Source organism: Rhodoferax sp. P2_H8_2 (assembly GCF_056403235.1).
Genome location: NZ_JBFUFW010000003.1, coordinates 484469 through 503341 on the forward strand (window position 1 = coordinate 484469; position 18873 = coordinate 503341).

The window sequence follows — 18873 nt, forward strand, 5'->3', positions numbered from 1 at the left end:
CTGCGGCTATACGCCGTAAAAGCCGAACTGCATGTCCGGCTTTGTGCCGTTGATCAGCTCGGCAATCGCTTTGCCGGAACCGGCGCCGTGGGTCCAGCCCAGCGTGCCGTGGCCAGCGTTCACCCAGAGCTTGTTCACCTTGGTCTTGCCGATGTACGGGATGTTGGTCGGCGTCGCAGGGCGCAAGCCGGTCCAGAAGCGCGGGTTGCCGCCTTCGGATTCCAGGCGCGTATCGCAGACGCCGGGAAACACGGTCTCCACCCGGCGCGCCAGCATGTGGCAGCGCGCTTGCGACAGTTCGCTGTCCAGGCCGGTGTCGTAGCTGCCGACCTCAATCGTGCCCGCAATGCGCAACTCATCGCCTAAGCGGCTCATCGCGCATTTCACTGAGTCGTCGATAAAGCTCACTTGTGGTGCCAGTTCCGGTTTCAAAATCTTGAACGTTGCGCTGTAGCCCTTGCCCGGGTAGATCGGCAGGTTGACGCCAACTGTGCGCAACAGCGGCGCGGTGTAGGAGCCCATCGATATGACGAAGTGGTCGGAACGCAATTGCATGGTCTTACCAGTGACGCGGTCCCACACGGTCACGGCGTCCAGCGTGTCGCCGGTCTTGTTCAGTGACACGACATCGTGGTTCCACAAAAACTGCACACCGCGTGCCTCGCAATGGCGCGCCAGCTCTTGGGTGAACACGCGCGCGTCGCCGCTTTCGTCGCTGGCGGTGTAAGTGCCGCCGACGATGTGGTCGGCGTATTGCCGGAATGCGGGCTCGATCTTCAGCAGCTCTTCCTTGCTGACCACGCGGCGGTTTACGCCGTACTTGGCCATCAGCGCGGCGGCTTCAGCGGCACCGTCAAACGACTTCTGATCGATATAGAAATGGGCAATGCCTTTTTCCAGCCGGTTGTATTCAATACCGGTGTGCTCCACCACGTCCTTCAGTGCGTCGTGACTGTAAGAGCCTAAAGCGACGAGTTGCTGCACATTGCGCTCAAACGCCGCGTCGTTGCAATTCGCCAGAAACTCCAGTCCCCACTGGTACTGGTGCCAGCCTTCGCCGATCGGAAATTGCGGGCGAAACAGCAAAGGCGCTTCCTTGCTGAACATCCACTTCAGCGCCTTCCACGGCGCGTCCTTGTTGGCCCAAGGCTCGCAGTAGCTGACCGAGATTTGCGCCGCGTTCGCAAAGCTGGTTTCCAGCGCCGCATCGGCCTGGCGGTCGACAACGGTGACTTCATGGCCAAGTTCGGCCAGGTGCCAAGCGGTGCTTACGCCAATGATGCCGGCGCCAAGGATGGTGATTTTCATCCGCGCAGTGTCCAAGAAACGGCGGTTTTATAAAAGCAAAATCACACAGTTTGTGAAATCATAAGTTTTGCTAATAATCGGGGCCTATGCGTAGTTTTGATCCCGATGCCCTGGAATGCCTTGCCGCCATCGTCGAAGAGGGCGGTTTTGAGCGCGCTGCGGTGCGCTTGTCGATCACCCAATCAGCCGTTTCCCAGCGTTTGCGCTCGCTGGAAGCGCAGGTCGGCACCGTGCTGCTGGTGCGCAGCCGCCCGCTGAAACCCACGTCCGCCGGGCGTTTGCTGGTCAAACACGCGATGCAGATGCGGCTTCTGCGCGCCGATCTGGACACCGATTTGCAGGATCTGGCGCCGGGCACCGGCACGCTGCGCGAAGAAGACCGGATCTCGATAGCGATCAACGCGGACAGCATTTCGACCTGGGCGCTGCCCGCGTTGGACCCGTTGGTGCAGGCCGGTCTGCCGCTGGAAATCATCACCGATGATCAGGATTTCACCCACGAGTGGCTGCGCCAGGGGCAGGTCTTGGGCTGCGTCACCACCGTCAGCCAGGCGTTGCGTGGTTGCAAAGTATTGCCACTCGGAGCAATGCATTACGTTGCGGTAGCAGGCGCCCACTTTGCGCAGGAGCACTGCCCGCAAGGCATCACGCCGCACAACTTTAGGGATATCCCCTTCATCGCCTTCAACCGCAAGGACGATTTGCAGGCCGAGTTTGTCGGCCGAGTTTGTGGTCTGAAACATGTCACGCCCAACCTGCGTTTTGTGCCCAGCTCGGAAGGCCAGGTGCGTGCTGCGCTGGCCGGCTGGGGTGCGACAGTGGTGCCTGAGCTTCAAGTTAGGGCGCAACTGGCCAGCGGCGAACTCGTCAATCTGGCGCCCGACGTGGTGCTGCCAGTGCAGTTGTACTGGCACTGCTGGAACCTGGATTCGGCGGTGATTGACAAGCTGACCCGTGCATTGGCCGAGGCTGCGGGTCAGATGTTGGAGGAAAATAAGGGCAAAAATGGCCTGTAATGCCCGCAGAATGTGCGTGAGCAGCTACGAATTTTGTAGCGAATCGATTTGCCTTAGCGGGGCTCGTAAGCAGCCAGACGGCGCTGCTCGGCTTCGCTGAACTGGCTTTGCTGCAGGCTGGTCAGTGCCTGCTGGCGTTCTGACGATGATGCATTGGCCTGGGTCCTGAGCAGTTGGTCGCGCGCTTCCAGGTAGGTGGCAATGCGCTGTTTCCAGACCGCTTCCTCGCGGTCCAGTTCGGCCAGGCGGCTGGCGGCAGGGGCATCAAACGCCTTCGCGCGCATACGGAAAATTTCGTCGTCGCTGGCACCTTGGGCGCGCATGTCGGCAGCGCGTTGCTCCATCCGCCCTACCGCCTGTGTCGCATCGCGGTCTGCGCGCAGCGCCGCGGGCAGGGCGGCATCCAGTGCGGCAAGTTGTTCCTTTTTCTGGGCGGCGCTGAGTTTGGGGTTCTGGCTGACTTCCAGGCGGGCGATGGCATCGGCATCCATCGCGTCTTCAAAACCGAACATGCCCTCCAGCTCTTCCGCACTGAAGTATTGGGCGCGCAAGTCCTGCTGGGTGAGCATGCGTTGGCGCATACCGGCGACACCGTTGCCGGCCATTCCCGGCCTGGCCTCCAGATCCACCAAGGCGCGTTTGAAAGCCAGATACAGGTCCAGCAAGCGCCTGGCCTTTTGCGCCTGAGGCGGGCTCAGGCGGCGGTTCAGTTCGGTTTGTATTTGTTGGGTAATGACAGGCAGGCTTTGTTCGCCTATCGCGCTCAGGTAGTAGTCAAACATGCGGCGCAATTCACCATAGGCCAGTGGTGTGTTGTCGCCCACTGCACCCGCCGTACCTTGTGCCAGGAGCTTGCCGTCGGGCTCGGTGCCTTCCTGCGATTTGACAAAGGCCGTGCTGGCACCTGCGGCGGCAGATGCCGCGGTCGGATCAACGGCCGCTTCACCATCACGCGACAACGCCCAGACCAACACCACAGCAGTCAACGCCGCACCCATCGCCCACCACGGGCGCAGACGGGCTGTGGCCGTGGAGCTGGTTGCGCGCATGGTTGCGATTTACAGACCCATGTTCTTCAAGCGGTTGGCCTGCTGGCGCCACACCGTCACCGGGCTGGTTTCAAACAGATTGACAATGCCCACGGTCTGGTTCACTTCGTCCAGGTGGTTCATCGCGTAGTCATCACGAATCACACGGCCCAAATGGCTGGAGCAGCTCGACACCAGGCCGTCGTTCTTCGCACCCTTGAAGGCCAGCGATGTCAGCGACAGGGCAGGGTCGACAATGTCAAACACATTGGTGTAGGGCTGTGCGCCGCTCCAGGAAAAGTAGGCCACGCCGCGCGCGGTGTAGGCACCTTCGCCACAGGAGGTGGTGGGCAGACCCTCAGGGTGGGCCAGGTTGAACTTGTTAGAGCCTGCAGTGCTGAGCGACTGCGCCGCTGCCAGCGAGTTCTGGCTCAGTCCGGAGCCGCCCGACAGGAAGCTGATGATGGTTCCCAAGCCATTGGTGATGGAGGTCAGCACGGTGTTGCTGAAGCTGCCGGCAGGGGCCACACCCAGCAGCACATCTGCCACGGCCGAGCCTTTGTTCACGCCGGCAACGGACGTGACGGAAGCGACCAGATCGGGGCGCACCGACGCAACGTAGCGCGCGGTTGGACCGCCATGGCTGTGGCCCATCAAGTTGACCTTGGCGGCGCCAGTGGCGGCAAGGATTTGCTTGACCTGGGTCAGCAGCTGTTCCCCACGCACTTCGGTGCTATTGGCGGCCGAGACTTGCACGGTGTAGACCCGAGCACCATCAGCGCGCAGTGCGCTGGGGATGCCGTAGAAATATTCCACCGGCCCAATGTTGTCAAAGCCGAACAGGCCATGCACCAATACGATGGGGTATTGGGTCTGCGTATACCCGGCAGCAAAGCCGCTGACAGGCAACAGGGAGAGGGCGACCGACAAGGCGGTAACCAGACGCATCATCATTTTTTTCACAGGTATCTCCAGACGGCAAACAAGCGCCGTTAAGTTGAAAGAAGGTGCTGAAAAAACAGTGCGACGGTCCGGGTAGGCGGTCTGTCGCGGAACGATCTGGGGCCGTGGGGGATGCAGTACGAACCCAATCCAAATAGCACGGTCGTGCTATTTCCGCGAATGTAATGTCACGAAGAAGACCTGTCACGCTGGTTAACCCGCATGACGTAAAGGGGAGTCTGGGTCCGTGCGTTAACCCAGATGGCGGTTAGCGAACCAGCAACACAGGCACCTTGCAGTGCGCCAGAACCTGGGTCGCAACCGAACCCATCACCAGCTTGACCAGGCCGCCGTGGCCATGCGAGCCCATGATCACCAGATCAAACTTGCCTTGCTCCGCCAGCTTGGCGATGGCTTCTCCGGCGGGGCCAACTTTCCAACTGCTTTTGGCATCGATGCCATGGCGCAGCAGAAATTTGGAAATCGGCGCCAGCACTTTCTCGCTTTCCTCGGTGTAGTACTTGTCCACGGTTTCCTTGCCCACGGCTGCTTTGGCGCGGGGAGGCAGGGCCGCCTGCGCAGTGAAAACGGTATAGGCGTGGTCGCGGGAGAACAGGCTGTCATGGGTGGTCAGGTAGGCCAGCATTTTCTTGCTGTATTCACTGCCGTCGACGGCGAGAAGTATCTTCATGGTGTCTCCTTGAGGAAAGGACCAGTCTATGCCTCTTGCGCTAACGCGCTTTGACGCGCGTCAAATTTCAATAAGACCCGTGGGGCGAAACAGCGATTGCTCGTTTTTGCGCGCGTAGCCCAGCGGGTTGGCGACCACGCGGCAACCCCGATGCACATAGTCGCTGGGCGCATGCAAATGGCCGTGCAACCAAAGCGCGGCGTGCGGCAGTAGATCGTCCAACGCGTTGCAAAAGCCCGCCGTGCCCGGCGTCATGCCGTAGCGCGGGTCGGCACTTTGCAGACTGGGCGCAAAGTGGGTGATGACGACGGTGGTTCCATCGAAAGGGGTTAGCAAGGCTTCGCGCAACCACGCCTGACATTGAAGCCCTAGCTCGCGCATCTGTTCGGCGAGGAATAGCGTGTCATGGCGCGTGGTGTCGGTTTTGCGCAGATAGTAGTTGGCGGCACGAAACGCCTTGTCGCGTGCTTTGAGTTGTTGTGACAGTGCGTGAACGCCCGTGTCTGTGGGCGCCAGCGCGTCAAAGTCTGTCCATAGCGTCGTGCCTATCAGGCGCACCGGGCGGCCCTGTAGATCAGTGGCATTGGGTAGCAGCCTGCATCGCTCCAGCCATTGAATGCCCAAGCGCTCGCACGTTTCCTGCAAGCGCAGGTGGGCCGCGTCAAAGTCCAGCGCATCGTATTCATGGTTGCCGGGCACGAAGACGACCGGCGTGGGCCAACCGTTCTTTGGAGAGAACTGGCCCAGACCGAAATCGGTATCGCGAAGGCCCGAGCCCTTTTGGTACGAACCAATGTCTCCTGCTAACACCAGCAGATCCGCGCCCGGCGCAGGTTCGCCCACCCAGTTGGGGTGGGCTTCCAGATGCAGGTCGGACAGCAGTTGAATCTTCATTGGGTCTATAAAGGAAAGGCTTCACGCGCCAGCCGCGTGACCTGTGCGCGCAACCAGGCGTGGCTGCCGGAGGCGTCCAGGCGCTGGTGCCACAACGCGTCCACATGGATGGGGGCTACGGCAAACGGCAGTTCGCGCACCGCCAGCGCATTCTCAAAACCGGTGACATGGACAAAGTGGCGCGGCAACACCGTCAAAAGGTCGGACGTGGTGACCACCTTGCCTGCGGTGAAAAACTGGTTGACGGTCAGCACCACGCGACGGCTGCGTTGCAGCGTCGCCAGCGCCTCGTCAACAAAGCCATAGGCCCGGCCCGAAAAACTCACCAGCATGTGGCGGGCTGCGCAAAAGCGGTCCATCGTCAGCGGCTTGTTCGCCAGCGGGTGGCCCTTGCGCATCACGCAGACGTAGTCGCCTTCGAACAAACGGTGGTGCAAAAAGCTTACCGTCTCGCCTGACTGGGCGCGCGCGGTCAGGTCGCTGGCAACCGCTGGGAAGTGACCAATCGCCAGATCGGCCTGGCCCTCTTCCAGCAGCTTGCGCGGGTCGCGGGTGGTCAGTGGCAGCACGCGCAGCAGCACATTCGGCGCCTCGCGGGCCAACACGGCTTCCAGCGGCGGCATCAGCTCGGCAGCAGTGGCATCGGCCATCGTCAGTACAAAGGTGGTCTGCGCATCGGACGGTACAAACACTGTGGGCGTCAAAGATGCCTGTAGCCGTTGCAAGGCATCGCGCACCTGGGGCCACAACTCCTGCGCCCGCGGCGTAGGTTCCAGCCCGCGCCCTTTGCGCACCAACAACTCGTCGCCCAACGCATCGCGCAAGCGGCGCAGTGCATTGCTGACGGCGGGCTGGGTGATGGCCAACTGCTTGGCCGCGCGCGTCAGGCTGCGCTCGGACATGACCACATCAAACACCTTCAGCAGGTTCAGATCAAAGAGGCGCAGGGAGGACAGTGGCATGGTCAATCATCATTTTAGTGAATATGTAACATCAATAACATAAAGTTGAACAATATTAGTAGAAACCCTAAGATTGCGCCATGTCAACACAGCACCTCGATTTCATTCACGTCTACAAGGAGTTCGCCATGGCACGCTTTGTCCAGCCCCACCTTGCCACATCCCATTCCGGCACGTTTTCTGGCCGCCTGGCTGCGCCCAAGCGCGAGGTTTCTGTAGAAAGCTCCCGAACTCTCGCCGCGATGTTGATGGCTGCCGTGATGGCTGCATTGATGGTGGTGGCCGATCAGTTGATCGATACCTGGGTTGATGGTCACTTGATGTTGGCCTGGGTTCTGATGTGGTCTGTCGCTTTTGCCGCTTTGGCATTGCTGGCTGTGCCCATGCGCCATGTGGCCAGCCACGCCGCCCATGCGATGAACAGCTGGTGGGTCGACTACCAGCGTGCGCGTGATGAAGAAGCCATGTGGGAATACGCCAAGCGCGATCCCCGTGTGATGGCCGAACTGCAAGCTGCACGCTCTCGCCAGTTCGCGGACTGAGCTTCAGTAGCCCCATAAAAAAAGCCACCCGATGGGTGGCTTTTTTTATGGGGCTGGGGTTGTCAGGCCGCTAGGCGCTGTTCCAGCTTTGTTTTTGTCTCTTCGAGTTCTTCGGGTAAGTGGTACGCGAGCTGGGTGAACAGCTCGGTGTGCAGCGCGATTTCCGCTTTCCAGTCGGCCTTGTTGAGGCTGGTCACTGAGTCAAACTGGGCTTGCGTGAAGTCCAGACCGGTCCAGGTGATTTCAGAGTACTGCGGCGCGACGCCGAAACCGGTCTCGGTGCCGGTGACCTTGCCTTCGATGCGGTCAATCATCCACTTCAGCACGCGCATGTTCTCGCCGTAGCCGGGCCAGACGAACTTGCCATCTTCGCCCTTGCGGAACCAGTTGGTGGTGAAGATGCGTGGCAACTTGGCGCCTGACTTGGCCAGCTTGTCGCCCATATTGAGCCAATGTTGGAAGTAGTCGCTCATGTTGTAGCCCATGAAGGGCAGCATGGCGAAGGGGTCACGGCGCACGACACCAGCCTGGCCGGTGGCAGCCGCAGTTGTCTCCGAGCCCATGGTCGCGGCCATGTAGACGCCCTCGGTCCAGTTGCGTGCTTCGGTTACCAAAGGCACGGTCGTGGAGCGGCGGCCACCGAAGATGAACGCGTCAATCGGCACGCCATTGGCGTCGTCCCACTGGGCATCCAGCGCGGGGTTGTTGCCAGCGGCCACGGTAAAGCGGGCGTTCGGGTGGGCGGCCTTGGCGCCGGTTTCCTTGGCAATCGCTGGCGTCCAGTCCTTGCCCTGCCAGTCAATCAGGTGCGCGGGCTGGCCGCCAGTGTCTTTCTCCATGCCTTCCCACCAGACATCGCCGTCGTCGGTCAGCGCGACGTTCGTGAAGATCACGTTCCTGTCCAGGCTGGCCATGCAGTTGGGGTTGGTGTGGAAGTTGGTGCCGGGGGCCACGCCGAAGTAACCCGCTTCCGGGTTGATCGCGTACAGCTTGCCATCGGTTCCGGGCTTTATCCAGGCGATGTCGTCACCGATGGTGGTGACCTTCCAGCCATCGAAGCCTTTGGGCGGCACCAGCATCGAGAAGTTGGTCTTGCCGCAGGCGCTGGGGAAAGCCGCTGCGACGTGGTACTTCTTGCCTTCGGGATTCGTCACGCCGAGGATCAGCATGTGTTCAGCCAGCCAACCCTGGTCGCGGCCCATGGTGGAGGCAATGCGCAGTGCAAAGCACTTCTTGCCCAGCAAGGCGTTGCCGCCGTAGCCGGAGCCGTAGCTCCAGATCTCGCGCGTCTCGGGGAAATGCACGATGTACTTGGTCTTGTTGCAAGGCCACTTCACGTCGGCCTGGCCTTCTGCCAGCGGTGCGCCCACGGTGTGCACGCAGGGAACAAAGTCGCCGTTGACACCCAGCACGTCGTACACCGCTTTGCCCATGCGGGTCATGATGCGCTGGTTCACCGCCACGTAAGGGCTGTCGGAGAGTTCAATACCGATGTGGGCGATGTGCGAACCCAAGGGGCCCATGGAGAAAGGGACCACATACATCGTGCGGCCGCGCATGCAGCCATCGAACAGCGGTTGCAAGGTCGTGCGCATCTCGGCCGGTGCCATCCAGTTGTTGGTAGGGCCGGCGTTTTCCTTCTTCTCGGAGCAGATGTAGGTGCGGTCTTCCACGCGCGCAACATCGGTTGGGTCCGAGCAGGCGAGGAAGGAATTGGGGCGCTTGGCGGGGTTAAGCTTTTTGAAAGTGCCGGCGTCAACCAGTTGCTGGCACAGGCGCTGGTACTCCTCTTCAGAGCCGTCACACCAATAGATGGATTCAGGTTTGCATAGTGCCGCCATGTCGGCCACCCAGGCGATGAGCCGGGCGCTTTTGACGTAGCCCGGCGCGTTTAAGTTGAGTCCCTGCATTACAGGTGAGTTCATGAAAAGCTCCTAAGTTTGAAAATCGTCTTTTCAAAGTAGGGCCTCCATCGCAGCGCCACTTGGAGAAAACGGCTCAGAGGTGGCGCAGGGAAAAAGCGTCACCGGCAGACTCAGGCAGTCTGGATGACAATTTTATGAACTGGTACCCGAGTTACCAGCCGGTTACATGGAAAAGATATGCAAAACCCGCATGGGGTTATGCGGCATTGCAGCATAAAGCAAACTAGTCCCCTTGGGGCTGAAGGCTGCGGCTCCAGAGCCACCTGCGTGACTCTGGACAGCCTGAAGAGCACTTGCCTCTGGCAGGGCCTGATCAGCTACCCGCGCAGCGGCGGAGCGTGGGGGCTATCTTTGCGCCAAGGCCCGCTTGATATCGGCCTGGAGTTGGCTGTTGTCTGGGGTGGTCAGGCTGGAATAGCTCTCGATCACCCGGCCTTTACGGTCAATCAGGTACTTGTAGAAGTTCCACTTGGGCTCGCGGTCGGCGGCCTTGATCAAATCCTTGTACAGGGCGTTGGCTTCAGCCCCTTTGACGGTGGATTTGGCAAACATCGGGAACTTGACGCCGTAAGTGTTGAAACAGAAGTCGGCAATCTGCTTGCTATCGCCAGGTTCCTGCGCGCCAAAGTCATTGGAAGGAAAGCCCAACACGACCAGGCCCTGCGCTGACTGGTTGGCATACAGCTTCTCCAGCCCTTCGTATTGCGATGCGAAACCACAGTAGCTGGCAGTGTTGACCACCAGAATGACCTTGCCGGCGTACTGACACAAGTCCTGAGGCGCGTCGTCCTGCAGGCGGTTGAAGGTTCTGTGCAAGATGGCCGGGCAAGCGGCTACGGGTGCCGTTGCGGCAGGGGCCGTTTTTGGGGCAGGGCTGGCAGCGTGTGCGCTGGCGATCAGCGCGCCTGCCAGTAACCCATACCCGACGGTCTGCGAAGCCCGCTTCAGTACAGTGAAAATTTGCATGAAGCGGTTCCGGCAAAGAGGGAGAAATTCAAAACCCGGCAAAACCGCCGGGCAGGCCATCAGGCCATGAATACCGCAATAAATGCCAGCAGGAACATCAGCACCGCGCCAGCAACGGGCAGCACAACGGGGATCAGAGGCACGATGGCTTCGACCGGGTCAACTTCGTGGGCCGTGGTTTCGTGTGTGGGAGCGGACATGAGTTTCCTTGTTGCGATTTCAGCAAAACGCTGATTTTAGAGCTAATCGGTTGGTGACAGAGCTAAAGAGCTGTCCCGCAAGTACTAAACAAGTTGGGCGTCAAACCCGGCGCCACGCAATACCCCCAACACGTCGGCCACATGCGCATGGCCACGGGTTTGCACGACCAGCTCGACTTCCACGTTCTGTGCCGACAGGGTGGTGAAGGCGCGCTGGTGGTGGACTTCATCAATATTGGCACCGGCTTCCGCAACCATGGCGGTAATGCGGGCCAGGGTGCCGGGCACATCGCGTGCGCCGACGCGAATGCGTGCCAGGCGGCCAGCGCGTACCATGCCGCGCTCGATGATGGCCGCGAGCAACAGTGGATCGATATTGCCACCGCACAAAACGAGGCCCACGCGCTTGCCTTTGAAGCGCTCTGGGTATTTGAGCAAGGCGGCCAGTCCGGCGGCACCTGCGCCCTCGACCAGTGTTTTTTCCACTTCCAGCAGCATCACCAATGCCTGTTCGATGTCGCCCTCATCGACCAGCAGCATGTCATCCACCCGTTTGGCAATGATGGCCTGCGGAATCTTGCCGGGTATACCCACGGCAATGCCTTCGGCGATAGTGCTGAAGCCCTGCGCATGTTGCGTGCCCTTGATGGCGTTGAACATCGCTGGGAAACGGGAGGTCTGCACGCCAACCACTTCCATGTTGGGGTGCAAATGTTTGGCAACGGTTGCCATACCGCTAATCAGGCCACCACCGCCGACAGCGATGACCAGCGTATCCAGATCCGGTACGTCCTCCAGCATCTCCAGAGCCACAGTGCCCTGACCCGCGACGATGGCCTCATCGTCATACGGGTGCACAAACGTCAGCTGTTGGGCCTCTGCCAATTCCAGTGCGTGGGTACGCGCCTCTTCCAGCGTGTCGCCATGCAGGATGACTTCTGCGCCAAAGCCCTGCGTGCGTTGTACTTTCACACCAGGTGTGTAGCGCGGCATGACGATCACGGCACGCAACTTCAGGCGCTGTGCGTGGTAGGCCACGCCTTGCGCGTGGTTGCCCGCACTCATCGCGATGACGCCTCGCGTGGACTGCTCTGGCGTCAGTTGCGCCAGCATGTTGCACGCGCCGCGTTCCTTGAACGAGGAGGTGAATTGCAGGTTTTCGAACTTCAGGTAAACCTGCGCGCCGGTGATATCCGACAGGGTTTGTGATGCAACGCAGGGTGTGCGCAGCAGGCGTCCTTGCAGCCGTTGTGCGGCCTGGACGACGTCTTGGTATTCAATCATGTTGGCATTGTCGATGGAAATCGTGCCAAAAAGTTCACCCATTTGCAGCAAGGGTGCTTCCATCTTGGCCCGGAACGCGCTATTGTCAATTCCAGCACGCAATCGTGCTGGAGGCGTTTGATGGTCAAGCGTTTGCTCTCCCCGCCGCAAAGCGGGCACCTGATTCCATCACCGGGCTTGTCGGACGCGCCGGTGTTGGACCTGATGTGCTCCCACTTTGTATTGACTCTGGCTGCGCGCCAGGGCGCGAGTTTCAACGTGCGCCGCGATTTCACCAGCGTGGTGGGCCTTGCGGGTCGCCATCTGGTGTGGCCCGTGTCGGTGCTGGCGCGGTTGCGGGATTTTCTGGCCCGCCGCTGTGTGGGCAACGAACTCTGGCGCGGGCACGAGGCATTGGGGGAACAGGAATTCCTGGCACGCCACGGAGTCTGGCGCGGCCCCTACGACGAGGCCACACTGTTTTTCTTCCTGGACGAATATGCCAAGGACCAGCCGCGCGATCTGATCTCGGTGATGCTTGTCACCGGCGAATGGCTCAGCCACGCACTGCGCAAGCAATCCACGTTGATAGAAAAGAACATCAACGCATTGGCCGGTTTGCTGCAACTGAACAAGGCCGAGCGGGCACTGCTGTTGTACGGCACGCTGGCGCGCTACCAGCGCGAGATGCGCAGCATTCTGGTTGAGTTCAAGGTCAACAACGCGCCGGAAGCTTACGCCGCGATTGCCGAAGTGGCCGGTGTCAGCCCGCAGGAACTAGGCGAAGCGTTGCGCGTCGGCTCCAGGCTGGAGCGCATCGGCCTCGTGGAAAACCTGATCTCCGAGCACAACATCACCGATCTGGCGGACCTGATGAAGGTCAGCGAAAAGCTGCCGCCCGTGTTGATGCGCCAGTACCGTGACCAGTCGGAGTTGATGGCGGTGTTTACGCGCCTGTCCAGCAAAAGTGCGCTGTGCATGGCCGACTTTGCGTTCGTTGCCGAAGACGCCAAGGTGTTGTGCGACCTGTTGACCCATGCGGTCGGCCGCAAGGAGGCAGGCATCAACATCCTGCTGTACGGCCCGCCTGGCACCGGAAAAACCGAACTGGCCAAAGTGGTCTCTCAGGCAGCGGGGCTGGAGCTGTTTGAAGTGGAATACGCGGACCGCGATGGCAACTCGCTGAGCGGGCGCGACCGTTATCGCTCGCTGCAAATCGCCCAGGCCTTCCTGAAAGGCAGCGACCAGGCAGCCTTGCTGTTCGATGAAGTGGAAGACGTATTCCCTCCGCTCAGCAATGAGACCGCCCACCTGATTGCCCGCGCCGACGCACTGGCGACGCCCGCGACGGGGAGTGTCAGTGGCAAGGCCTGGGTCAATCAGATTCTGGAAACCAATGCCGTGCCGACGATCTGGGTGACCAACCGCATAGAGCAGATCGATCCGGCGTTCCGCCGCCGATTTGCCTACCACCTGGAGCTCAAATCACCGCCGCCCGGCGCGCGGGCGGGCGTGGTGCGCAAGACGCTGGAAGGCGTGCCTGTGTCCGACGCCTTTGTCGCACGACTGACCAGCCGAAAGGGGCTGACACCCGCACAGATCCGCACCGCCGCACGTTTTGCCGAGCTGGCCAGTCCACCCGGCGTAGACAAAGAACCCGCCTTGCTGGAGGGCCTGATTGAGCGGCAGTTGCGCAACGCCGATGTCGCTTTGGGCAACCTGCCGCCCGCTGCCACCGGGCCTGCTGCCACCACCTACGACCTGTCCATGCTGCACCTGCACTGCCGCTTTGAGATCAGCAGCGTGGTGCAGGCATTGCAAGCCAGGGGCCACGGCACGCTGTGTTTTTACGGTCCGCCCGGCACCGGCAAGTCTGCGCTAGCGCAGTACATGGCGGCCACACTGAACAAGCCGTTGATCGTGCGCCAAGCCAGCGACCTGATGAGCAAGTACATAGGCGAAACCGAGCAAAACATGGCTGCGATGTTCCGCGAGGCCGAATCCGAGGGCGCGGTGCTGCTGTTGGACGAAGCCGACAGCTTTTTGCAGGACCGCCGTGGCGCGCAGCGCACCTATGAGGTCAGTGAAGTCAATGAAATGCTGCAGGGCATGGAGCGCTTTCGCGGCATCTTCATCTGCACCACCAACCTGATGGACCGGGTGGATCAGGCGGCTCTGCGCCGGTTTACGTTCAAGATCCAGTTCAAGCCCTTGAGCCGGGTGCAGCGCACGGCTTTCTTCGTGGCAGAGGCCTGCGCAGGCGATGCCGGCCAGTTAAATAGAGAGCTTGCCGACCGGCTGGACCAGCTGGACCAGCTGTGTCTGGGCGACTTTGCGGCGGTCCAAAGGCAGGTGCAAATACTGGATTCCGTGCTCGCGCCCCAGGAGTTTCTGGAGCAACTGGAGGCAGAGCACCGCATCAAGCCGGAGGTCCGGGATGCGCGCGCGATGGGTTTTTTGCCCTGATTGCGGCCCCAAGCCACCAAAACCGCACCAAATCGGCGCATTTACGGCTGGTTACCGTTGGGTTCTTGGCTGTTTGGGCAGGTTTGTCAACCGTTTCAGGGCCCCGCGCGTCATAGCTACAGGCCGGTACATAAATGAAAAGATGTACCGGCCGACCTCTCAACTCTTTTGAACGGCTATGCACAAAGACACCATCCAGGTCCCTGAAAAGGGAACTTACAAATGGCAGTTGTTTAATTACTGGTCTGACGAATACCGGCAAACCCATGCCGACCACTCAGCCTATATCGCGCTGAATTTCGCCGGCGCTCTGGATGCGTGCCGCGACAAGCTGCAAACCCTGGTCCAGCGCCACCGCCAGCAGGCTTGCGATGCGTCTGCCAGTGCCCGCCATAACCGCGCGATTGAGCGTCTGCAGAACACCATGACCGGTGCTGCGATGTCTTACGAAAGCTGCTTCCGTCGCAACTAATGTGGCCCCCACGCTCCGCCGCTGCGCGGGTCGCTGCCCCCCGAGGGGGCTAATTTGGCTTCGCCGCTCTTCGAGAACCCTTGGGGCGGCCCGGCGGGAAATTACCCTTTTTACCCAACTCTTCAGGTCTGCGACACCACCCGCAAAACCTCTTGCGCATAGGCTTCCAGCTTCTTTGCGCCAATCCCGCTGATTCCCTGTAGGTCCTCCATCGATTGCGGAGAGCGCTGAGCAATGGCTGCCAGCGTCGCGTCATGGAAGATGACATAGGCGGGCAAATTGTGTTGTTTTGCCACTTCCCCCCGCCATGCCTTGAGCGCGGCGTAGCGCACCAGTCCATCGCTGTCCAGCGCAATCGGGGCTTTGACCACGGCGCCCAGGCGCGTGCTGCGCTTGCTTTTGCGTTCCGCCGGGCCGGAGGCGGATTCGCGCAACGCCACCTGCACTTCTCCCTTGAGCACCGCGCGTGAGCCTTCTGTCAGCTCCAGCGTGTCGAAGCTCTGGCCGTTCTCCATTTCCACCTTGTGCAGGCCCACCGCCCCGGTGGCTATCAGCTGGCGCAGCACGCCGCGCAACTGCACTTCGCTGAACGCGGCTCCCAACCCAAAGGTGCTCAAGGTGTTGTGGCCGAACTGCGTGACCTTTTCGGTTTGTTTGCCGCGCACGATATCCATCAAATGCCCGGCTCCAAAGCTGATGCCGTTTTGTTGCTGGATACGGTAGATCGTGGACAGCAGCTTGCGCGCAGCGTCGGTGCCGTCCCAGATTTCGGGCGGGTTCAGGCAGTTGTCGCAATTGCCGCAGGGCTCGCTTTGCTCGCCAAAGTAAGTCAGCAGCCGAACCCGGCGGCAGTCGGTGGCTTCGGCCAGCCCCAAGAGAGCGTCCAGCTTGCCGCGCATTACCTGCTTGAAATCCTCCCCGGCCGGGCTTTCATCGATCATGCGGCGTTGGTTCACCACGTCCTGCAGGCCATAGGCCATCCAGGCGTTCGCGGCGAGGCTGTCGCGCCCGGCGCGGCCCGTTTCCTGGTAGTAGCCCTCGATGTTCTTGGGCATGTCCAGATGCGCAACAAAGCGCACATCGGGTTTATCAATGCCCATGCCGAACGCGATGGTGGCGACCATCACGATGCCTTCTTCGCGTAGGAAGCGGTCCTGGTGGGTCTGGCGCACCTTGTTGTCCAGCCCCGCGTGGTACGGCAAGGCCTTCAGGCCCGCATCGACCAGCGTTTGCGCCATGTCTTCGACCTTTCGGCGTGACTGGCAGTAGACGATGCCCGCGTCGCCTTCGTGTTCGCGCTCGATGAAGCGCAGCAGTTGCAAGGTGGCGTCCCGCTTTTCGACAATCGTGTATCGGATGTTGGGCCGGTCAAAGCTGCTGACGAATGCGCGGGCATCCTCCAGCTGCAGCCGCTCCAGGATGTCGGCGCGCGTCAGGTCGTCCGCGGTGGCGGTGAGTGCGATACGGGGGATACCGGGGTAGCGCTCGTGCAGCACCGTGAGATTGCGGTAGTCCGGCCGGAAGTCATGGCCCCACTGGCTCACGCAATGCGCCTCGTCAATGGCGAACAGACTCAGCTTGCCGCGCTCGAACAGCGAATCCAGCAACGCGAGAAAGCGCGCGTTACTCACGCGCTCCGGCGCTGCGTAGAGCAGGGTGATCTCGCCGCGCAGCAGTTGCTGTTCGATTTGGTAAGCCTCGTCGCTGCTGAGGGTGGAGTTCAGGAAGGCGGCGCTGACACCGGCCTCATGCAGTGCGCCCACCTGGTCGTGCATCAGCGCGATCAGCGGCGAGATCACCAGCGTCACGCCTTGGCCGGCTTGCTGGCGGGCGATTGCGGGGATCTGATAGCAAAGGCTTTTACCGCCGCCGGTGGGCATCAGCACCAGTGCGTCGCCGCCCGCGATGACGTGTTCGACGATGGCCTGCTGGGGGCCGCGGAACTGCGGGTAGCCGAAAACTTCGCGGAGGATGTCGAGATGGGGCACGGGAGACGCTATAAAAACAGGAGCTGCTTACGCACGTTCTACGGGCGTTAGAGGCCAATTTGACCGCCAATTGCATTGGCGTATCGGTGAACCCGCTTCTCCCGTATGGGCGCTATTGTCGGATATGGCGGAGGTTGGGCGTTGTGAACTAAAATCGAGGCATCCCAAGGGGCGCTGCAGCCAGTGCCTGCCGACATCATGTTCAGGCAGATGACTGGTCAGGCTTGGGGCCACCAACTGCGCTCACTTGTTTGAAACCAACCAGTGAGCCGCCAGCATGAAACCCCGTCACTACACCCGCGCACAAGCCTTGCCAGGCATTCTGGAAAGCCGTATCGCCATCCTGGACGGTGCGATGGGCACGATGATCCAGCGCTTCAAGCTGGGCGAGGCGCAGTACCGCGGAGCCGGGTACACCGGACACGGCGGGCAGGGTGATCGGTTCAAGGATTTCCACCGCGACGTCAAAGGCAACAACGAGTTGCTGAGCCTGACCCGCCCGGACGTGATCTCGGACATCCACGAGCGCTATCTGGCCGCCGGTGCCGACCTGATCGAAACGAATACCTTTGGTGCGACCACCGTGGCCCAAGCCGATTACGACATGTCGGATTTGGCCTATGAGATGAACTTCGCGTCGGCCAAATTGGCACGCGCCGCCTGCGACAAATATTCCACACCCGACAAGCCGCGTTTTGTCGCTGGCGCGCTCGGCCCCACGCCCAAGACAGCCAGCATCAGCCCGGACGTCAACGACCCAGGCGCACGCAACGTGACGTTTGAAGAACTGCGCGCGGCGTATTACGACCAGACCAAGGCGCTGGTCGAAGGGGGTGCGGATGTGATTCTGGTGGAAACCATTTTCGACACGCTGAACGCCAAAGCAGCGTTGTTTGCGGTGGACGAATACTTTGAAGACAGCGGCGAGCGCCTGCCTATCCTGATTAGCGGCACCGTGACGGACGCGTCAGGTCGCATCCTGAGCGGGCAAACCGTCACCGCTTTCTGGCACAGCGTGCGCCATGCGCAACCGCTGGCCATCGGCCTGAACTGCGCGCTCGGTGCGACGCTGATGCGCCCCTATATCCAGGAGCTCAACCGCGCGGCGCCGGACACCTTCATCAGCTGCTACCCGAATGCCGGTTTGCCCAACCCGATGAGCGATACCGGTTTTGACGAAACGCCGGATGTCACCTCGCGCCTGGTGCGGGAGTTTGCGGCCGAGGGGCTGGTCAATATCGTCGGTGGCTGCTGCGGCACGACGCCGGACCACATTGGCGCGATTGCACATGCGGTGTTGCCATTGGCAACGCGCAGCCTTCAGCGCAATTACTTCTACAAAGAGGCTGCTTGACGCTTAAGAGCTGCAATTCCGCGCCGGGCCACCCCAAGCGGAATTAGCCTCCTTGGGGGGGCGGCAACCCGCGCAGCGGCGGAGCTCTTATTGCGGCGGCCGGGGCACGATGACATTGGCCAACTCATCCCGCATCGCGGTGGCGAGGCGGGCGTAGAGCTTGAGCTGTCGATTCGTGTCGCGCAGACGCTCGGCAATATTGGCGGAGATACCCAAGAGCAGCCGCGCGGCGATGGCAGGCTTCTCGGCAATCATGGTTTCTATCGCTTCCCGCGTCAGCACGGCGCACCAGACGTCCGAGCTGGCCGTGCACGAAGCGGAGCGCGGCTCATGGTCCACCAGCCCGATCTCGCCAATCAGGCTGCCCGGCCCCAGGACGCGAATGGTGACGGGGTCAGTCCGGCTGACCGTAATGCGCTCAACGACCACGTCGCCTTCGACCAGCAAGGCCATGAAACCGTCGTCGCCGCTGTCGCCCTCCTTGATGAAGGTGGTGCCAGCCTCGTAAAAACGGGGCGTCATGAAGCTGATTACGACGCGCGCTTCGTCCAGGCTAAGGCTGGTCAGCGCTTCCGGCGCCGCCAGCAGTTCGGCCGCATAGTCCGCACCCTTGGTGCCTGTGGTCAGGTCCGAGAGTTGCGCAAAGGAATCGACTTGGGTCATGGGTGGCGCTCCTGGCAGGCCTGTGGAGCCTGTTTTGCGCCATGGTAGCTTACTGGCACGCTACGGGTCACCGTTCGCCCTTAAAATTGCGCCATCCAAGGAGCGTTGCAGCAGTCACGGTTCGACTGTCAGGCTTGGACGAATTTCACTTTGACAACCACGCTCACCTGAATGCTTTTTTTTGCAGGTGAGA

The 18873-nt window shown here is 61.0% G+C and carries 17 protein-coding genes and 2 riboswitches; of the genes, 5 read left to right on the forward strand and 12 right to left on the reverse strand.

Annotation, left to right across the window (positions count from 1 at the left end; genetic code table 11):
• Positions 1–6: 6 nt before the first annotated feature.
• Entirely contained in the window at positions 7–1308 is a 1302-nt protein-coding gene (locus AC1DV6_RS07895; protein WP_477976813.1) for a D-amino acid dehydrogenase, read from the reverse strand.
• Positions 1309–1394: 86 nt separating this feature from the next.
• Between AC1DV6_RS07895 and AC1DV6_RS07900 the strand changes: the two genes are divergently transcribed.
• On the forward strand, positions 1395–2324 hold the full coding sequence (locus AC1DV6_RS07900) for a LysR family transcriptional regulator ArgP (RefSeq protein ID WP_477976815.1): 930 nt from the start codon (positions 1395–1397) through the stop codon (positions 2322–2324).
• 53 nt (positions 2325–2377) lie between these two features.
• On the opposite strand, the gene AC1DV6_RS07905 is transcribed toward AC1DV6_RS07900, so the two are convergent.
• From AC1DV6_RS07905 to AC1DV6_RS07925, 5 genes are all read right to left on the reverse strand, one after another.
• Positions 2378–3373 (reverse strand): lipase secretion chaperone, encoded by a 996-nt coding sequence (locus AC1DV6_RS07905; protein ID WP_477976817.1) that lies wholly within the window; start codon positions 3371–3373, stop codon positions 2378–2380.
• A gap of 9 nt (positions 3374–3382) precedes the next feature.
• Entirely contained in the window at positions 3383–4306 is a 924-nt protein-coding gene (locus AC1DV6_RS07910; protein ID WP_477976992.1) for a lipase family alpha/beta hydrolase, read from the reverse strand.
• 256 nt (positions 4307–4562) lie between these two features.
• Positions 4563–4985, reverse strand: coding sequence for a universal stress protein (locus tag AC1DV6_RS07915; protein ID WP_477976818.1), 423 nt, complete (start codon positions 4983–4985; stop codon positions 4563–4565).
• A gap of 60 nt (positions 4986–5045) precedes the next feature.
• Entirely contained in the window at positions 5046–5879 is an 834-nt protein-coding gene (locus tag AC1DV6_RS07920; protein ID WP_477976820.1) for a metallophosphoesterase, read from the reverse strand.
• A gap of 5 nt (positions 5880–5884) precedes the next feature.
• The gene (locus AC1DV6_RS07925; RefSeq protein WP_477976821.1) at positions 5885–6841 is read right to left on the reverse strand and encodes a LysR family transcriptional regulator; all 957 of its coding nucleotides are present in this window, start codon (positions 6839–6841) and stop codon (positions 5885–5887) included.
• An 80-nt stretch (positions 6842–6921) separates the two neighbouring features.
• Between AC1DV6_RS07925 and AC1DV6_RS07930 the strand changes: the two genes are divergently transcribed.
• Positions 6922–7383 (forward strand): hypothetical protein, encoded by a 462-nt coding sequence (locus AC1DV6_RS07930; protein WP_477976823.1) that lies wholly within the window; start codon positions 6922–6924, stop codon positions 7381–7383.
• A 62-nt stretch (positions 7384–7445) separates the two neighbouring features.
• Here AC1DV6_RS07930 and AC1DV6_RS07935 read toward each other — a convergent pair whose 3' ends face one another.
• From AC1DV6_RS07935 to AC1DV6_RS07950, 4 genes are all read right to left on the reverse strand, one after another.
• Positions 7446–9308: a phosphoenolpyruvate carboxykinase (GTP) gene (locus AC1DV6_RS07935; protein WP_477976825.1), complete on the reverse strand. Its 1863-nt coding sequence runs from the start codon at positions 9306–9308 to the stop codon at positions 7446–7448.
• 345 nt (positions 9309–9653) lie between these two features.
• Positions 9654–10274 (reverse strand): glutathione peroxidase, encoded by a 621-nt coding sequence (locus AC1DV6_RS07940; RefSeq protein ID WP_477976827.1) that lies wholly within the window; start codon positions 10272–10274, stop codon positions 9654–9656.
• A gap of 59 nt (positions 10275–10333) precedes the next feature.
• Entirely contained in the window at positions 10334–10474 is a 141-nt protein-coding gene (locus AC1DV6_RS07945; protein WP_477976829.1) for a hypothetical protein, read from the reverse strand.
• An 84-nt stretch (positions 10475–10558) separates the two neighbouring features.
• Positions 10559–11758 (reverse strand): threonine ammonia-lyase, encoded by a 1200-nt coding sequence (locus tag AC1DV6_RS07950; protein ID WP_477976993.1) that lies wholly within the window; start codon positions 11756–11758, stop codon positions 10559–10561.
• Positions 11759–11878: 120 nt separating this feature from the next.
• On the opposite strand from AC1DV6_RS07950, the gene AC1DV6_RS07955 reads away from it, so the two are divergent.
• Positions 11879–14203: an AAA family ATPase gene (locus AC1DV6_RS07955; protein WP_477976831.1), complete on the forward strand. Its 2325-nt coding sequence runs from the start codon at positions 11879–11881 to the stop codon at positions 14201–14203.
• Between the two features lie 178 nt (positions 14204–14381).
• A complete protein-coding gene (locus AC1DV6_RS07960; protein ID WP_477976833.1) occupies positions 14382–14675 on the forward strand; it encodes a hypothetical protein in 294 nt (97 codons plus the stop codon).
• A 122-nt stretch (positions 14676–14797) separates the two neighbouring features.
• On the opposite strand, the gene recQ is transcribed toward AC1DV6_RS07960, so the two are convergent.
• Positions 14798–16663 (reverse strand): DNA helicase RecQ, encoded by a 1866-nt coding sequence (recQ, locus tag AC1DV6_RS07965; RefSeq protein WP_477976835.1) that lies wholly within the window; start codon positions 16661–16663, stop codon positions 14798–14800.
• A 160-nt stretch (positions 16664–16823) separates the two neighbouring features.
• Positions 16824–16915, forward strand: a riboswitch (S-adenosyl-L-homocysteine riboswitch).
• Positions 16916–16940: 25 nt separating this feature from the next.
• Between recQ and AC1DV6_RS07970 the strand changes: the two genes are divergently transcribed.
• Complete coding sequence (locus tag AC1DV6_RS07970) at positions 16941–18017, forward strand: homocysteine S-methyltransferase family protein (RefSeq protein WP_477976837.1); 1077 nt, start codon at positions 16941–16943, stop codon at positions 18015–18017.
• 87 nt (positions 18018–18104) lie between these two features.
• On the opposite strand, the gene AC1DV6_RS07975 is transcribed toward AC1DV6_RS07970, so the two are convergent.
• Positions 18105–18680 (reverse strand): cyclic nucleotide-binding domain-containing protein, encoded by a 576-nt coding sequence (locus AC1DV6_RS07975; RefSeq protein ID WP_477976838.1) that lies wholly within the window; start codon positions 18678–18680, stop codon positions 18105–18107.
• Positions 18681–18771: 91 nt separating this feature from the next.
• A riboswitch (S-adenosyl-L-homocysteine riboswitch) is annotated at positions 18772–18852 on the forward strand.
• Positions 18853–18873: the final 21 nt, after the last annotated feature.

Coding starts and splice junctions, on each gene's coding strand:
- AC1DV6_RS07895 (WP_477976813.1), bottom strand. CDS start 1,308: ATGAAAATCACCATCCTTGGCGCCGGCATCATTGGCGTAAGCACCGCT.
- AC1DV6_RS07900 (WP_477976815.1), top strand. CDS start 1,395: ATGCGTAGTTTTGATCCCGATGCCCTGGAATGCCTTGCCGCCATCGTC.
- AC1DV6_RS07905 (WP_477976817.1), bottom strand. CDS start 3,373: ATGCGCGCAACCAGCTCCACGGCCACAGCCCGTCTGCGCCCGTGGTGG.
- AC1DV6_RS07910 (WP_477976992.1), bottom strand. CDS start 4,306: ATGATGATGCGTCTGGTTACCGCCTTGTCGGTCGCCCTCTCCCTGTTG.
- AC1DV6_RS07915 (WP_477976818.1), bottom strand. CDS start 4,985: ATGAAGATACTTCTCGCCGTCGACGGCAGTGAATACAGCAAGAAAATG.
- AC1DV6_RS07920 (WP_477976820.1), bottom strand. CDS start 5,879: ATGAAGATTCAACTGCTGTCCGACCTGCATCTGGAAGCCCACCCCAAC.
- AC1DV6_RS07925 (WP_477976821.1), bottom strand. CDS start 6,841: ATGCCACTGTCCTCCCTGCGCCTCTTTGATCTGAACCTGCTGAAGGTG.
- AC1DV6_RS07930 (WP_477976823.1), top strand. CDS start 6,922: ATGTCAACACAGCACCTCGATTTCATTCACGTCTACAAGGAGTTCGCC.
- AC1DV6_RS07935 (WP_477976825.1), bottom strand. CDS start 9,308: ATGAACTCACCTGTAATGCAGGGACTCAACTTAAACGCGCCGGGCTAC.
- AC1DV6_RS07940 (WP_477976827.1), bottom strand. CDS start 10,274: ATGCAAATTTTCACTGTACTGAAGCGGGCTTCGCAGACCGTCGGGTAT.
- AC1DV6_RS07945 (WP_477976829.1), bottom strand. CDS start 10,474: ATGTCCGCTCCCACACACGAAACCACGGCCCACGAAGTTGACCCGGTC.
- AC1DV6_RS07950 (WP_477976993.1), bottom strand. CDS start 11,758: ATGATTGAATACCAAGACGTCGTCCAGGCCGCACAACGGCTGCAAGGA.
- AC1DV6_RS07955 (WP_477976831.1), top strand. CDS start 11,879: ATGGTCAAGCGTTTGCTCTCCCCGCCGCAAAGCGGGCACCTGATTCCA.
- AC1DV6_RS07960 (WP_477976833.1), top strand. CDS start 14,382: ATGCACAAAGACACCATCCAGGTCCCTGAAAAGGGAACTTACAAATGG.
- AC1DV6_RS07970 (WP_477976837.1), top strand. CDS start 16,941: ATGAAACCCCGTCACTACACCCGCGCACAAGCCTTGCCAGGCATTCTG.
- AC1DV6_RS07975 (WP_477976838.1), bottom strand. CDS start 18,680: ATGACCCAAGTCGATTCCTTTGCGCAACTCTCGGACCTGACCACAGGC.